This is a genomic window from Pseudomonas sp. UBA4617, assembly GCF_002386445.1.
In the GTDB taxonomy this organism is placed as follows: Bacteria; Pseudomonadota; Gammaproteobacteria; order Pseudomonadales; family Pseudomonadaceae; genus Aquipseudomonas.
Genome location: NZ_DGIR01000001.1, coordinates 15750 through 30784, shown reverse-complemented (window position 1 = coordinate 30784; position 15035 = coordinate 15750). Strand labels below are relative to the sequence as shown.

9 protein-coding genes are annotated in these 15035 nt (G+C 64.3%); 5 read left to right on the top strand and 4 right to left on the bottom strand.

The genetic code is table 11. From position 1 onward, the window contains the following. Nucleotides 1-159 precede the first annotated feature (159 nt). Both B4L76_RS00120 and B4L76_RS00115 read left to right on the top strand, forming a co-directional pair. Nucleotides 160-954 carry an endonuclease/exonuclease/phosphatase family protein gene (locus B4L76_RS00120; protein WP_296229688.1) on the top strand — a complete coding sequence of 265 codons (795 nt, stop codon included), beginning with the start codon at nt 160-162 and terminating at the stop codon, nt 952-954. Between the two features lie 314 nt (nt 955-1268). Next, nucleotides 1269-2342, top strand: a complete 1074-nt coding sequence (locus B4L76_RS00115; protein WP_296229687.1) for an autotransporter outer membrane beta-barrel domain-containing protein — start codon at nt 1269-1271, stop codon at nt 2340-2342. 55 nt (nt 2343-2397) lie between these two features. Here B4L76_RS00115 and glgB read toward each other — a convergent pair whose 3' ends face one another. From glgB to B4L76_RS00100, 3 genes are all read right to left on the bottom strand, one after another. Next, nucleotides 2398-4608 (bottom strand): 1,4-alpha-glucan branching protein GlgB, encoded by a 2211-nt coding sequence (gene glgB / locus B4L76_RS00110; RefSeq protein WP_296229686.1) that lies wholly within the window; start codon nt 4606-4608, stop codon nt 2398-2400. Further along, the gene (treS, locus tag B4L76_RS00105; protein ID WP_296229685.1) at nt 4605-7925 is read right to left on the bottom strand and encodes a maltose alpha-D-glucosyltransferase; all 3321 of its coding nucleotides are present in this window, start codon (nt 7923-7925) and stop codon (nt 4605-4607) included. The genes glgB and treS overlap by 4 nt, the downstream gene beginning before the upstream one ends. 75 nt (nt 7926-8000) lie before the next feature. Continuing rightward, nucleotides 8001-10019 carry an alpha-1,4-glucan--maltose-1-phosphate maltosyltransferase gene (locus tag B4L76_RS00100; RefSeq protein ID WP_296229684.1) on the bottom strand — a complete coding sequence of 673 codons (2019 nt, stop codon included), beginning with the start codon at nt 10017-10019 and terminating at the stop codon, nt 8001-8003. Between the two features lie 141 nt (nt 10020-10160). On the opposite strand from B4L76_RS00100, the gene B4L76_RS00095 reads away from it, so the two are divergent. Next, entirely contained in the window at nt 10161-10322 is a 162-nt protein-coding gene (locus tag B4L76_RS00095) for a hypothetical protein (RefSeq protein WP_296229683.1), read from the top strand. A gap of 15 nt (nt 10323-10337) precedes the next feature. On the opposite strand, the gene B4L76_RS00090 is transcribed toward B4L76_RS00095, so the two are convergent. Continuing rightward, nucleotides 10338-12020, bottom strand: coding sequence for an AMP-binding protein (locus B4L76_RS00090; protein ID WP_296229682.1), 1683 nt, complete (start codon nt 12018-12020; stop codon nt 10338-10340). A 223-nt stretch (nt 12021-12243) separates the two neighbouring features. On the opposite strand from B4L76_RS00090, the gene B4L76_RS00085 reads away from it, so the two are divergent. Then, nucleotides 12244-13407: an isovaleryl-CoA dehydrogenase gene (locus B4L76_RS00085; RefSeq protein ID WP_296229681.1), complete on the top strand. Its 1164-nt coding sequence runs from the start codon at nt 12244-12246 to the stop codon at nt 13405-13407. A 19-nt stretch (nt 13408-13426) separates the two neighbouring features. Next, nucleotides 13427-15034, top strand: coding sequence for a carboxyl transferase domain-containing protein (locus B4L76_RS00080; RefSeq protein ID WP_296229680.1), 1608 nt, complete (start codon nt 13427-13429; stop codon nt 15032-15034). Nucleotide 15035 lies beyond the last annotated feature (1 nt).

The following is a 15035-nucleotide window of genomic DNA, read 5'->3' as shown; positions in this document are numbered from 1 at the left end:
ATGGGTCCTTTTATTTAGAGCGCCTTGTGTGGCGACAGGGCCGCACAGCGGCCCAAGCCATGCTTGCCTGGTGCTGGAAACGGGGCTGTCGAAAGCCCCTTGCGCGGCCCAAGGCCGCCCCTGCAATGAAGCGTGTAAACCGTTACCTGAGGAGCCACCGTGAACCCCGAAGCCGGCAGTAAAGGTTTCGCCAGCGTCAACCAGGCCCCGGCCGTGAAGCGGCTACGGGTACTGACGGTGAATACCCACAAGGGCTTCACCGCCTTCAACCGGCGCTTCATTCTGCCGGAGCTGCGCGAGGCGGTGCGCAGTACCCAGGCCGATATCGTCTTCCTCCAGGAAGTGCTCGGCAGCCACGATCGCCACGCTGCACGCTACCCCGGCTGGCCGCAAACGTCCCAGTACGAATTCCTTGCCGACAGCATGTGGAGCGACTTTGCCTACGGTCGCAACGCAGTCTACCCCGAGGGCCACCATGGCAATGCCCTGCTCTCCAAATACCCGATAATCGAACACCGCAACCTTGACGTGTCGATCACCGGCCCGGAGCGCCGCGGCCTGTTGCATTGCATTCTCGACGTTCCCGGGAAGCACAACGTGCACGCCATCTGCGTGCACTTGTCGTTGCTGGAAAGCCACCGCCAGAAACAGTTGCAACTGCTGCGCAAGCTACTTGAGTCATTACCTGACGACGCCCCGGTGATCATTGCCGGTGACTTCAACGACTGGAAATCCCACGGCAACCGCACCCTGGGCCTGCAGCGCGACCTGCACGAAGCCTTCGAGCGCCATCATGGCCACCTCGCCCGCACCTACCCTGCCCGCTTGCCACTGCTGCGCCTGGACCGGATCTACCTGCGCAATGCGCAAAGCCATGGGCCACGTATTCTGGGGCACAAACCTTGGTCGCACTTGTCAGACCATCTGCCCCTCGCAGTGGAGGTGCGGCTCTAGCAATGTTTTTTCATAGCGCCGGGACGGCAAATAGCAAAGCTGGCTATGAAGCGAATTTTTCCCATTAAAATCAAGACATTTGGCATTGCCACGCGCTACCGGCGCTTTATTCACGCTTTCTTGACGCAAGCGGCGGTCTCTCCTTAGCTGATCCTGTCTGACAGTAAATATCTCGCGCCGGGCCTCTAGCTCGCGCCTTCGTGCGCGCCCGCGAAAGCTGGCGTGCTGGTTTGGGTCGCCCCCTGTTTTTGCCGTACAGCTCGTGACTTCAGGCCAGGTCTCAGGGCTGTACCCACAAACCAAGGAGATCCGCCATGAAAAGCACCTCGAACCCGTTGCGCTTCGACAGCATTTTCTATGCGGTTTCCACGTCGCTGCTTCTGGCAACCCCGGTGGAAACGCTCGCGTACGAACTGCAGGATGATCCGACTTCGCCTGGCTTCCTGCAGCACACCGCGCCGCCACAACTGTCGCTCGACCCCGTCAGCGCCAGTGGCTTGAGTCTCGGTACCTTGACTGCCTTTTCGCAGAAGATCAGCGAGCGCCATGGGCTTGCCGCCGCAGCCCCGGGTGCCAGCCAGTGGGCGCAGTTCTTTCCCACCCCGGCCCGCAGCGACGCGCAACCTTCGGCGCAACTGGCGCCTGGCCAGCAACTGCTGGTCGGCCCGGACCTGTTCGTGCGGGAAACGGCAGCAGGCAATGTGCACCGTGCAGGTATCTTCATCGGGCAGAACAGTCTGCAAACCAACTTCAATGGCATGCGCCAACGGCTGGGAGATAAACAGCGCAACGCGGTGAAGCTGAACGGCGAAAGCCTGGGCGTTTACTGGAGCATGACCCATGAACAGGGCTGGCACCTGGATGCTGTGGCGATGGGTTCGCGCATCGACGTCGATGGCCGTGACCAGAACGGCCAGCGCCTGGACGACAGCGGCCACGCCATGACCTTCTCGCTGGAAGGTGGCATTCCCATCGGCCTGGGCGGGGGCTGGGTGATCGAGCCGCAGGCGCAATTGATCAACCAGCAGTTCTTCCCCGGCAGCCAGGCTCAGGAACAGACCCTGCAAGCCTTGGACAGCCAGCCAAGCTGGAGCGGGCGGGTCGGTGCCAGGTTGTCCGGGCGCTACGATGTGCGCGGCATGCCGATCGAGCCCTATGTGCGTACCAACGTGTGGTATGACTTCAGCAATGCCGATGAGGTGAAGCTGGACCAGGTCGACAAGATATCCAGCTCGCGCTATTCGACCACGGTGGAACTGGGCCTGGGGCTGGTGGCGCGGGTGACGCCGGCAGTGGCGGTGTTTGTCAGTGCCGACTACAGCAGTGACGTGGATGACAATGACCTGAACGGATTGATAGGTAGCCTTGGGGTAAGGATGCGCTGGTAGACAGGGCCGGCCTCTTCGCGGGTCGACCCGCGAAGAGGCCGGTTCAGGCGATCAATCAGGCCGGCTTCATCACCAATACCCCGAGCGGCGGCAGGTTGAGCGCCAGCGACAGCGGTTGCCCATGGCTCGGCAGCGCCTCGCTTGCTACCGCCCCCAGGTTGCCGACATTCGACCCGGCATACAGCTCGGCATCACTGTTCAGCAGCTCTTGCCAGCGTTCGCCAAACGGCACGCCGATGCGGTAGCCCTCGCGCGGCACCGGGGTGAAGTTGGCCACCACCAGCACCGGCTCGCCACTGCTGCTCCAGCGCAGCCAGGCGTATACGCTGTTCTGCGCATCGTCACCGATCAGCCACTGGAAGCCCTGCGGCTGACAATCCAGCTCATGCAGCGCAGGTACATCCCGGTACAACCGGTTGAGGTCACTGACCAGGCGCTGCACGCCCTGGTGCTCAGGGTATTGCAACAGGTACCAGTCCAGCTCGCTGTCGTGGTCCCACTCGCGCCATTGGCCGAACTCGCAGCCCATGAACAGCAGCTTCTTGCCCGGGTGCGCCCACATGAAGGTGAGGTAGGCACGCAGGTTGGCGAACTTCTGCCAGCGGTCGCCAGGCATCTTGTCGATCAGCGAGTGCTTGCCGTGTACCACCTCGTCGTGGGAGATGGGCAGGATGAAGTGTTCGGAATAGGCATAGATCAGCCCGAAGCTCATCTCGTTGTGGTGGTAGGTACGGTGCACCGGGTCGTTCTGGATGTAATGCAGCGTGTCGTGCATCCAGCCCATGTTCCACTTGTAGGCAAAGCCCAGGCCACCCTGCTGGGTTGGCTGGCTGACACCCGGCCAGGCGGTGGACTCCTCGGCGATGATCAACGCCCCAGGCGCCTCATGGGCGGCCACGCCGTTGAGGTGGCGGATGAAGTCGATGGCCTCCAGGTTCTCGCGCCCGCCATGGCGGTTGGGAACCCACTCGCCGGCCTTGCGCGAATAGTCGCGGTACAGCATCGAAGCCACCGCATCGACCCGCAGGCCGTCGATATGGAAGTGCTTCAGCCAGTGCAGCGCCGAGGCCATCATGAACCCGCGCACTTCGTTGCGGCCAAGGTTGTAGATCAGCGTGTTCCAGTCCTGGTGGTAGCCTTCCAGCGGGTTGTCGTACTCGTATAGCGCGGTGCCGTCGAAACGTGCCAGGCCGTGTTCGTCGGTGGGGAAATGTGCCGGCACCCAGTCGAGCAAGACACCGATGCCGCCCTGGTGGCAGGCATCGACGAAGGCGGCGAAGTCCTCGGCCGTGCCGTAGCGCGAGGTGGGGGCGAACAGCGACAGCGGCTGGTATCCCCAGGATCCACCGAACGGGTGCTCCATGATCGGCAGCAACTCGATGTGGGTGAAGCCCAGTTCCTGCACGTAGGGCACCAGGCGCTCGGCCAGTTCGCGCCAGTTGTAGAAGCGCCCGATGTCGCCCGCCTCGTCCAGTTCGCAGCGCCACGACCCTGGGTGCAGTTCGTAGATCGACAGCGGCGCACTGTAGGCATGGCGCTGTGCACGTTGCGCCATCCAGTCATGATCCTGCCAGGCGTGACCGAGCGGCCCCGCCACCTTGGACGCGGTACTCGGCGGCAGCTCGGTGGCCCGCGCCAGCGGGTCGGCCTTCAGCGGCAGGATGCCGTCCTTGCCCAACACCTCGTACTTGTAGGTTTCGCCCACGCCCAGGCGCGGCACGAACAGTTCCCACACCCCGGCGCTGTGGCGCAGGCGCATCGGGTGGCGACGGCCGTCCCAGTTGTTGAAGTCGCCCACCACGGAGACCCGCCGCGCGTTGGGCGCCCACACCGAGAAGCACACACCGTTGACGCCATCGACCTGCGTCGGCTGGGCACCGAAACGCCCGGACAGGTCGCGGTGGTTGCCCTCGGCGAACAGGTACAGGTCCATGTCGCCCAGTTGCGGGCCGAAGCTGTAAGGGTCTTCGGTGATCTGCTCGCCGCCGGCCCAGGCGATCTGCAGCAGGTACGGGTGCGCCTCGTCGAGGTGCGCGGTGAACAACCCGGGCAGGCTGCCCTGTTCCATTTCGGCCAGGATGCGCCCGTCATGCCGGGCCAGGATGCACACTTTCAGGGCATTCGGCAGGAAGGCGCGGATCACCTGCCCACCCGCGCCGTCGCCATGGGGGCCGAGTACTGCAAATGGATCGGCGTGCTCGGCGCGGGCCAGGGCGTCGAGGTCCCGTTGCCGAAGGCCGCCGTTTTCACGCGTTGTTACGTTCATGCTGACTCTCCCCAGGTACTGATCAGTCCATGCAGGCCATGCAAAGGCACGGCCAGCCAACTTGGACGGTTTTCGGCTTCGTATGTGATTTCGTAGGCGGCCTTCTCCAGGCAGAACAGTTCCAGGGCAGCACGTTCGCCTTCGGCCTGCTGCCAGGCATGCGGCATGGCCGCCGTGGCCAGGCCATAGGCTTCGACAAAGGCATGCCGCGACTGGTGCAGGTACTGCCTGGCAACCCGCTGCCGGGCCTGCCGCGCCGGCTCGGAAAGGTCCACTGCAGATGCGCTGCGCAGGATCATGGCAGCAGCATAGTCGAACGATCGCAGCACGCCGCTGACATCCTTGTACGGGCTGTGCTTGGCCCGCCGTTCTTGCAGTGGCCGGGCCGGCTCACCTTCGAAATCGATCAGGTAGGCATCGCCCTGTACCACCAGCACCTGGCCCAGATGCAGGTCGCCGTGCACGCGCATCAGCAGGCCGCCCTGGGCCTGGCGGGTCAGCTCGGCAATGTGCTGGGCCAGGCCGTCGCGCTGTTGCTGCAGGTCATCGACCAACGCCTGGCTGTCGCTGTCGAGGTGCTCACGGTGCTGCGCCAGCAGGTCGAGGGCGTGGGTGAGTTCGGCACTGATCTGCGCACTCCAGCGCTCGCTGTCGGCAGCATCGCTCGGCCGCGGCTGGAATGCTTCGTCGTCGCTCGGCGCGGCCAGCAGCAGGTGCATCTCGCCCAGGCGCTGGCCGAGCAAGGCGGCAAAGCCGGTCAGTTCGGCCAATGCGTCGGTGTTCACCTCGGTGTCCAGGCTGGCAGGCTCCATCTGGTCGCGGATGGCCCGTTCCAGGGTGTTCTGGGTCCAGGCCCAGGCGTCGCCCTGGTTGCTCAGGTAGCCTTGGGCGATCATCAGCAGGTGTGGCGCGCCCTGCTCGTCCACCCGGCTGACCCAGGCCAGCAACGGCGAGATATTGGCAAAGCCGGCAGCGGTCAGGTAGGCACTCATTTCCAGCTCCGGGTGCACACCCGGGTTGACCCTGCGGATCAACTTGAGCACTACCTTGTCGCCGATCACCACCGAGCTGTTGGATTGCTCGGCGCTCAAGTAGCGCACGCTGCTGTCATCGTTGAGTTCAAGGCCGGCCAGCTGGTCGGTGCTGGCAAAACGCAGTTCGCCCTCGCCGCGGCCGCACGGCAGGCGCAGGCCATCGTGACAGGCACGCAGCACGGCGCGGATGAACGGTTCGAGGACAAAGGCGTCGGTGATCAGGCCAACCTGGTGGGCCCGGCGCACCCGCGACAAGGCCAGCTGCTGCGGCAACGCAGTGCTGATCTGCTCTTCCGGCAGCAGGCCGAACGGCAGCTGGTAGCGCGTGGCCACCGCGCCACTGAGCACTTCGATCTCGCTGAGCAGCACCGGCGTGGTGGCGGTGCCGAAGCGCACGCCGTAGCACAGGCGCACCTGGTCGATCGGGCCTTCCTTGCCGGCGAACCAACGGCGCTTGGGTAGATAATGCGGCAGGATGGCGCCTTGCAAGGTGTCGCTGGAAGGTGCTTCGAGCAGTTCTTCCATGCGCTTGCGCAATACCAACGTAGTCAATTCAGGTAACCCCTCGGTAGGCTGGATGTGCCAGCTGGGCATGCGATCGTGTTCGGCCAGCAGGAACCAGTAGAAGGCATAGGGTGGCAAGGTCAGCAGGAACGGCAGTTGGCCGATCGGCGGGAAGGCGCTGCCGCCCAGCATCTCCACCGGCACCTTGCCGGCGTATTGTGACAACTCCAGTTCGGCGGCCTGGGCGGCCCGCGAGACGTTGGCCACACACAGGATCACTTCGCAGTTGCCGTCGGCGTCGGTGTATTCGCGGATGTAGGCGAGGATGCGCCGGTTGTTCGGCGTCAGGGTACGCAGGCTGCCACGGCCAAAGGCCTTCTGCTGCTTGCGCACCGCCAACATGCGCCGGGTCCAGTTGAGCAGCGAGTGTGGGTCGTTGGCCTGGGCCTCGACGTTGACTGTCTGGTAGCCGTACAGCGGATCCATGATCGGCGGCAGCACCAGGCGCTGCGGGTCGGCGCGGGAGAAGCCACCATTGCGGTCCGGCGACCATTGCATGGGGGTGCGCACGCCATCCCGGTCGCCGAGGTAGATGTTGTCGCCCATGCCCAGCTCGTCGCCGTAGTACAACGTTGGCGTGCCGGGCATCGACAGCAGCAGGCTGGTAAGCAGTTCGATACGCCGGCGGTCACGCTGCAACAGCGGCGCCAGGCGCCGGCGGATGCCCAGGTTGATGCGTGCACGGCGGTCTTCGGCGTAATAGTTCCACAGGTAGTCGCGCTCGCGGTCGGTGACCATTTCCAAGGTCAGTTCATCGTGATTGCGCAGGAAGATCGCCCACTGGCAATTGCTCGGGATCTCCGGGGTCTGGCGCAGGATGTCGGTGATCGGGAAGCGGTCTTCCATGGCCAGTGCCATGTACATGCGCGGCATCAATGGGAAGTGGAAGGCCATGTGGCACTCGTCGCCCTCGCCTTCACCGAAGTACGGGCGGGTGTCTTCCGGCCACTGGTTGGCCTCGGCCAGCAGCATGCGGTCCGGGTAGTTGGCGTCGATCTCGGCGCGGATCGCCTTGAGCACCGTGTGGGTTTCGGCGAGGTTCTCGTTGTTGGTGCCGTCGCGCTCGATCAGGTAGGGGATGGCGTCCAGGCGCAGGCCATCGACACCCAGGTCGAGCCAGAAGCGCATGACGCCGATCACCGCCTTGAGCACCTGCGGGTTGTCGAAGTTGAGGTCCGGCTGGTGCGAATAGAAGCGGTGCCAGAAGTACTGGCCAGCCACCGGGTCCCAGGTCCAGTTGGATTTCTCGGTGTCGAGGAAGATGATGCGCGTGCCGTCGTACTTCTGGTCGTCGTCCGACCATACGTAGAAGTCCCGCGCCTTGCTGCCGCGCTTGGCGTGGCGGGCGCGCTGGAACCAGGGGTGCTGGTCGCTGGTGTGGTTGATCACCAGCTCGGTGATCACCCGCAGGCCGCGCTTGTGCGCTTCGGCGATGAAACGGCGGGCGTCGGCAAGGTTGCCGTAATCAGCATGCACGGCCTTGTATTCGGCGATGTCGTAACCGTCGTCACGACGTGGCGAGGGGTAGAACGGCAGCAGCCACAAGGTGTTGACGCCCAGCTCGGCGATGTAGTCGAGCTTGCTGATCAGGCCGGCGAAATCACCGATGCCGTCGTTGTTCGAATCGAAGAACGACTTGACGTGCAGCTGGTAGATGACGGCGTCCTTGTACCACAGCGGGTCGTCGATGAAGGCTGCCGGGCGGGAACGCTTGGCCATGTGCGACTCCTTTCATTTCTGCGGGCCGTGTTGCCTGGTTTCCGGGCTGCTTTGCAGCCGCGAAGCATTCGGCCCTCAGCGGGCCTTTTCGATACGCCAGATACCGAATGGCAGGTGCCAGGGTTCGATACGCATGAACTGGGTCTTGCCATACCAGGACCAGCGGTGGCCGTTCATCAGGTCCTCGCCATGGGTCTCGGCGTTGTCATCCAGCCCCAGCTCCCACAATGGCAGCTCGAAGTGGGCCTCCTGGGCGTTGTGCGGATCGAGGCTGATGGCGACCAGGATGTAGTTGTCGCGCTCGGGCGTGCGCTTGGCGAAATACAGGATGTTGTCGTTCCAGCAGTTGAAGAACGCCACGCCCAGGTGGGTCTGCAGTGCCGGGTTCTGCCGGCGAATGCGGTTGAGCTGGGCGATCTCGGCGATGATGTTGCCCGGCTGGGTGTAATCGCGCGGGCGGATCTCGTACTTCTCCGAGTCCAGGTACTCCTCCTTGCCCGGCAAAGCCGCCGCCTCGCACAGTTCGAAGCCCGAATACATGCCCCACAAGCCCGAACCCATGGTCGCCAGGGCAGCCCGGATGAGAAAGCCGGCGCGCCCGGAATGCTGCAGGAAGAACGGGTTGATGTCCGGCGTGTTGACGAAGAAGTTGGGCCGGTAGCAGTGGCTCCAGGGCGGCTGGTTGAGCTGTTCGAAGTACTCGCGCAGCTCCTGTTTGGTATTGCGCCAGGTGAAATAGGTATAGCTCTGCGCGTATCCGACCTTGCCCAGGCGCGCCATCATCGCCGGCTTGGTGAACGCCTCGGCGAGGAAGATCACGTCCGGGTAGTGGCTGCGCACATTGGCGATCAGCCATTGCCAGAACGGCAGTGGCTTGGTGTGCGGGTTATCGACGCGGAAGGTCTTCACGCCCTCCTCGACCCAACCGATGATCACGTCACGCAGGGCCAGCCACAGGCCTGGCACCGCATCGGGGGCATAGAAGTCGACGTTGACGATGTCCTGGTATTTCTTCGGCGGGTTCTCGGCGTAGCGGATGGTGCCATCCGGGCGCCAGCTGAACCAGCCAGGGTGTTCCTGCAGCCATGGGTGGTCCTGGGAGCACTGGATGGCGAAGTCCAGGGCGATTTCCAGACCGTGCTGGGCGGCTGCCGAGACCAGCCGGCGAAAATCCTCCCGGCTGCCCAGCTGCGGATGAATGGCGTCATGGCCGCCCTCCGGGCTGCCGATGGCATACGGGCTGCCAGGGTCGCCGGGCAGGGCCTGCAGGGAATTGTTGCGGCCCTTGCGGTGCTTGGTGCCAATCGGGTGGATGGGCGGGAAATACAGCACATCGAAGCCCATGTCACGGATCATCGGCAAGCGTTGCTGCACATCGTTGAAGGTGCCGTGACGCTCGGGGTTGTCAGTGCAAGAGCGCGGGAACAGCTCGTACCAGCTGGCGAACTGCGCGGCCGGGCGGTCCACATCCAACGGGTACTCGATGCTGCGGGTCAGGTAGCTGCGGTGCTCGGCCTCGGCCATCAGCCGCGTGGCCTCGGCCCCCAGGAACAAGGCGACCTGGTGGTCTTCATCGAGACTCGGCAACTGCTCGGCAAGTGCCTGCAACTGCTCGCGCAAGGCACCGCCACTCAGCTCGATGCCCTTGCCGAGCAGCAGGCGGCCCTCTTCGAGTTCAAGCTTGATGTCGACGCCGGCCTGGTACTTTTTCTCCAGGTCGTGGCAATAGGTGGCAAAGGGGTCGATCCAGGCCTCGATACTGAACAGGTGCGGGCCGATTTCCGTGGGCATGAACTCGGCCAGCCACAGGTCGTTGCCCGCTGCGGTCATCGGCACGCAATGAATGCGCCGGCTGCCGGCCTGGCGCCAGTTCAGCGTCACCGCCATGCGGTCATGGCCGTCGCTGAACACCTTGCTGCTGACCGCAACCGGCTGGTTGCTGATGGCCTTGGCTGCGAATGCGCCGCCTTCGAGCACCGGCTGGGTGTCCTCGATGACAATGCGCGGCGCCAGCAAGGCCTGGGACAGGCTGATGACCTGGTCCGGGTGATCATTGGCCATGGGCACGCTTTCGAAGGGCTGTTTCAGAGACATCAGGCCTTGCTCCCTTGGGCTGGTGGCAGTAAGGGTTCAGAGCCATGGGCAGGCGCGGGGGTTCAAAAAAATTGAGCGAACGGCAGCTGCCAGGGGTCGAAGCCTGCAGCACCTCTTCAATTACCCACGCGAGGCCAGGCCATGAACATTCCCACTCCACCGGAGACACCCGACCCCAACATCGACGACCCGAGCCTGCCGCCGCCCGTGCCGGAAGAGGACCCGGACGAGCTGCCGATCAAGCCGACCGTGCCGCCGACGGTGGGTGACCCACCGAGCCAGGAGCCACCGGTGAAGGCTTAAGGGTAGACCAGCGCATCAACCAGCGGATGTTGCCGAGACCTCCGCGACGCTGATTTCACGCATGCGGAACTTCTGCACCTTGCCGGTCACCGTCATCGGGAACTCGTCGACGAAACGGATATGCCGGGGCACCTTGAAATGCGCGATGCGCGCCTTGCACCACGCCTGCAATTCCTCGACCGTGGCGCTGTGCCCCGGATGCAGCTTGATCCAGGCGACGATCTCCTCGCCATAACGGCTGCACGGAATGCCGATCACCTGCGCATCGGCCACCGCGGGGTGGGTGTAGAAGAACTCCTCCAGTTCGCGCGGGTAAATGTTCTCGCCACCGCGAATGATCATGTCCTTGTTGCGCCCGACGATGCGCACGTAGCCCTGCTCGTCCATCACCGCCAGGTCGCCCGAATGCATCCAGCCGGCCGGGTCGATGGCCTCCGCCGTGGCCTGCGGGTTGTCCCAGTAGCCGAGCATCACGCTGTAGCCACGGGTGCACAGTTCGCCGATCTGCCCGCGCGGGACGATGCAGCCGTCGGCGTCCACGACCTTGTTCTCCAGTTGCGGCTGGGTACGGCCAACGGTGGTCACACGCAGCTCCAGGTCGTCGTCCGGACCGGTTTGCAGCGACACCGGGCTGGTCTCGGTCATGCCATAGGCAATCTGCACTTCGGCCATGTGCAACTGGTCAATGACCCGGCGCATCACCTCGATCGGGCAGGTAGCACCGGCCATGATGCCGCTGCGCAGGGTGGACAGGTCCACCTGGGCTCGCAACGGGTGGTCGAGCATGGCAATGAACATGGTCGGCACGCCATAGAGGATGCTGGCACGTTCCTCGGCCACGGCGCGCAGGGTGAGCTCGGCGTCGAAGGCGTCGTTGGGGTAGACCATGGTGCTGCCGTGAGTGATGCAGCCGAGGTTGGCCATGACCATGCCGAAGCAGTGGTACAGCGGCACCGGGATCACCATGCGGTCGCGTTCGCTCAGGCCCAGGCTCGCGCCGACCATGAAACCGTTGTTGAGGATATTGTAGTGGCTGAGCGTGGCACCCTTGGGTGCGCCGGTGGTGCCGGAGGTGTACTGGATATTCACCGGCTGGTCGAACTGCAGGCTCTGCTGGCGCGCATTGTACGCTTCGCAGGAGGTTTGCCCTGCCCGCCCGGCAAGTGCTTGCCAGGGCAGGAAGCCTGAAGGGGGTGTGGCTGCCAGGCTGATCACGCCACGCAGGTCGGGCAGCCGCTCACTGGCCAGTTCACCCGGTATGGCAGCGGCCAGCTCGGGTACCAGCTGCTGGACCATGGCGTGGTAATCGGAAGTCTTGAAGGCATCGGCACACACCAGCCAGCGGCAGCCGGACTGGCGCAGTACATATTCAAGCTCGCCAACGCGGTAGGCCGGGTTGATGTTGACCAGGATGGCGCCGACCTTGGCACTGGCCAGTTGCAGGATGCACCACTGGGCACAGTTGGGTGACCAGATGCCGACGCGGTCGCCGGTATTCACCCCCAGCGCCATCAGTGCCCGGGCATGCACGTCGACCTGTTCGGCCAGCTGCCGCCAGCTGTAGCGCAGGCCCTGGTGGCGCGATACCAAGGCTTCGCCATCGCCACAGCGGGCCACGGTGGCATCGAACGCCTGGCCGATGGTCTGGGTCAGCAGCGGTTGGTCCTGGCGACCTCGGGTATAGCTTGGTTGACTCATGGGTGTCCCTTCTTGTGGTTGTTCTGGGCACGGCTGAAACAAGCAGGGAATACTCTGGCGCAGATTTACGTTTACGTAAAGGTGACGAGTCGATTGACAGTCACCCGGCACAGGTTTACGTTAACGTAAAGGTGATGAACACACAGGCCGCAGGCAAGCCCGCACCCACAGGGTCCGGCCAGGTCCTCGAGCCCCTATTTCAAGAACAACAAGGTGCCCCAGCATGCATTACCCCACCCTGAACTTCGCCCTGGGCGAAACCATCGACATGCTCCGCGACCAGGTCCGCACCTTCGTCGCCGCCGAACTGGCGCCACGCGCCGCGCAAATCGACCACGACAACCTGTTCCCCGCCGACATGTGGCGCAAGTTCGGTGACATGGGCCTGTTGGGCATCACCGTGCCGGAAGAATACGGCGGTGCCGGCCTGGGCTACCTGGCCCACGTGGTGTCGATGGAAGAAATCAGCCGTGGCTCGGCTTCGGTGGCGCTGTCATACGGCGCCCACTCCAACCTCTGCGTCAACCAGATCAACCGCAATGGCAGCCACGAACAGAAGCTCAAGTACCTGCCCAAGCTGATCAGCGGCGAGCACATTGGTGCCCTGGCCATGAGCGAGCCCAACGCCGGCTCCGACGTGGTGTCGATGAAGCTGCGCGCGGAAAAGCGTGGCGACCACTATGTGCTCAACGGCAGCAAGACCTGGATCACCAACGGCCCCGACGCCAACACCTACGTGATCTACGCCAAGACCGACCTGGACAAGGGCCCACACGGCATCACCGCATTCATCGTCGAGCGTGACTGGAAAGGCTTCAGCCGCAGCAACAAGTTCGACAAGCTCGGCATGCGCGGTTCCAACACCTGCGAGCTGTTCTTCGACGGCGTCGAAGTGCCCGAAGAAAACATCCTCGGCCAGCTCAACGGCGGCGTGCGCGTGCTGATGAGCGGCCTGGACTATGAGCGCGTGGTACTGTCGGGCGGGCCGACCGGCATCATGCAAAGCTGCATGGACCTGGTAGTGCCGTACATCCACGATCGCAAGCAGTTCGGCCAGAGCATCGGCGAGTTCCAGCTGATCCAGGGCAAGATTGCCGACATGTATACCCAGCTCAACGCCAGCCGCGCCTATCTGTACGCCGTGGCCCAGGCCTGCGACCGTGGCGAGACCACCCGCAAGGATGCTGCCGGGGTCATCCTGTACACCGCCGAACGCGCCACGCAGATGGCCCTGGAGGCGATCCAGATTCTTGGCGGCAACGGCTACATCAATGAATTCCCGGCAGGTCGCCTGCTGCGCGACGCCAAACTGTACGAGATCGGTGCCGGCACCAGCGAAATCCGCCGGATGCTGATCGGCCGCGAACTGTTCAACGAAACCCGCTGAGCACAAGGGACGGGCGCACATGGCTACCTTGCACACCCAGATCAACCCGCGTTCGGCGGAGTTCGCCGGCAACAGCGCGGCCATGCTCGAACAGGTCCAGGCCCTGCGCGGCCTGCTCGCCCAGGTGGCCCAGGGCGGCGGGCCCAAGGCCCAGGAACGCCACACTTCTCGCGGCAAGCTGCTGCCGCGCGAGCGCATCGACCGCCTGCTGGACCCCGGCTCGCCGTTCCTCGAGATCGGCCAGCTGGCCGCCCATGAGGTGTATGGCGAAGACGTACCGGCTGCCGGCGTGATCGCCGGCATCGGCCGCGTCGAGGGCGTGGAATGCATGATCGTGGCCAACGACGCCACGGTCAAAGGCGGTTCCTACTACCCACTGACGGTAAAGAAACACTTGCGCGCGCAGACCATTGCCCTGCAGAACCGCCTGCCCTGCATCTACCTGGTGGATTCCGGCGGCGCCAACCTGCCGCGCCAGGACGAAGTGTTCCCCGACCGTGAGCATTTCGGGCGGATCTTCTTCAACCAGGCCAACATGAGTGCGCTGGGGATCCCGCAGATCGCCGTGGTCATGGGCTCGTGCACGGCTGGCGGTGCCTACGTGCCAGCCATGGCCGACGAAGCGATCATGGTGCGCCAGCAGGCCACTATCTTCCTTGCCGGCCCGCCCCTGGTGAAGGCCGCCACCGGTGAAGTGGTGAGCGCCGAAGACCTCGGCGGCGCCGATGTGCACTGCCGCACCAGCGGCGTGGCCGACCACTATGCCGACAACGACGAGCACGCCCTGGCCCTGGCCCGGCGCAGCGTGGCCAACCTCAACTGGCGCAAGCTGGGCCAGTTGCAGCGCCAGGCGCCGGTGGCACCGCTGTATGCCGCCGAGGAGCTGTATGGCGTGGTACCGGCCGATGCCAAACAGCCGTTCGACGTGCGTGAGGTGATCGCACGGCTGGTCGACGGTTCGCTGTTCGATGAATTCAAGGCATTGTTCGGCACCACCCTGGTGTGCGGTTTCGCCCACCTGCACGGCTACCCGGTGGCGATCCTGGCCAACAACGGCATCCTCTTCGCCGAGGCCGCGCAGAAAGGCGCGCACTTCATCGAACTGGCCTGCCAGCGCGGTATTCCGCTGCTGTTCCTGCAGAACATCACTGGTTTCATGGTCGGCAAGAAGTACGAGGAAGGCGGTATCGCCAAGCACGGCGCCAAGCTGGTCACAGCCGTGGCCTGCGCCCAGGTACCGAAGTTCACGGTAATCATTGGCGGCAGCTTCGGTGCCGGCAACTACGGCATGTGCGGCCGCGCCTACGACCCACGGTTCCTGTGGATGTGGCCCAATGCGCGGATTGGCGTGATGGGCGCCGAGCAGGCCGCCGGCGTGCTGGTGCAGGTCAAGCGCGAGCAGAGCGAGCGCAGTGGCCAGCCGTTCAGCGCCGAAGACGAAGCCAGGCTCAAGCAACCGATTCTCGACCAGTACGAGCACCAGGGCCACCCGTATTACTCCAGCGCCCGCCTGTGGGACGACGGCGTCATCGACCCGGCCCAGACCCGCGACGTGCTCGGCCTGGCCTTGTCGGCCGCGCTCAACGCAGCGATCGAACCGAGCCGCTTCGGCATTTTCCGGATGTGAC

Excerpts from the sequence above, each read along its gene's own strand:
- B4L76_RS00115 (WP_296229687.1), top strand. The coding sequence starts at position 1,269 with ATGAAAAGCACCTCGAACCCGTTGCGCTTCGACAGCATTTTCTATGCG.
- glgB (WP_296229686.1), bottom strand. The coding sequence starts at position 4,608 with ATGAACGTAACAACGCGTGAAAACGGCGGCCTTCGGCAACGGGACCTC.
- treS (WP_296229685.1), bottom strand. The coding sequence starts at position 7,925 with ATGGCCAAGCGTTCCCGCCCGGCAGCCTTCATCGACGACCCGCTGTGG.
- B4L76_RS00100 (WP_296229684.1), bottom strand. The coding sequence starts at position 10,019 with ATGTCTCTGAAACAGCCCTTCGAAAGCGTGCCCATGGCCAATGATCAC.
- B4L76_RS00095 (WP_296229683.1), top strand. The coding sequence starts at position 10,161 with ATGAACATTCCCACTCCACCGGAGACACCCGACCCCAACATCGACGAC.
- B4L76_RS00090 (WP_296229682.1), bottom strand. The coding sequence starts at position 12,020 with ATGAGTCAACCAAGCTATACCCGAGGTCGCCAGGACCAACCGCTGCTG.
- B4L76_RS00085 (WP_296229681.1), top strand. The coding sequence starts at position 12,244 with ATGCATTACCCCACCCTGAACTTCGCCCTGGGCGAAACCATCGACATG.
- B4L76_RS00080 (WP_296229680.1), top strand. The coding sequence starts at position 13,427 with ATGGCTACCTTGCACACCCAGATCAACCCGCGTTCGGCGGAGTTCGCC.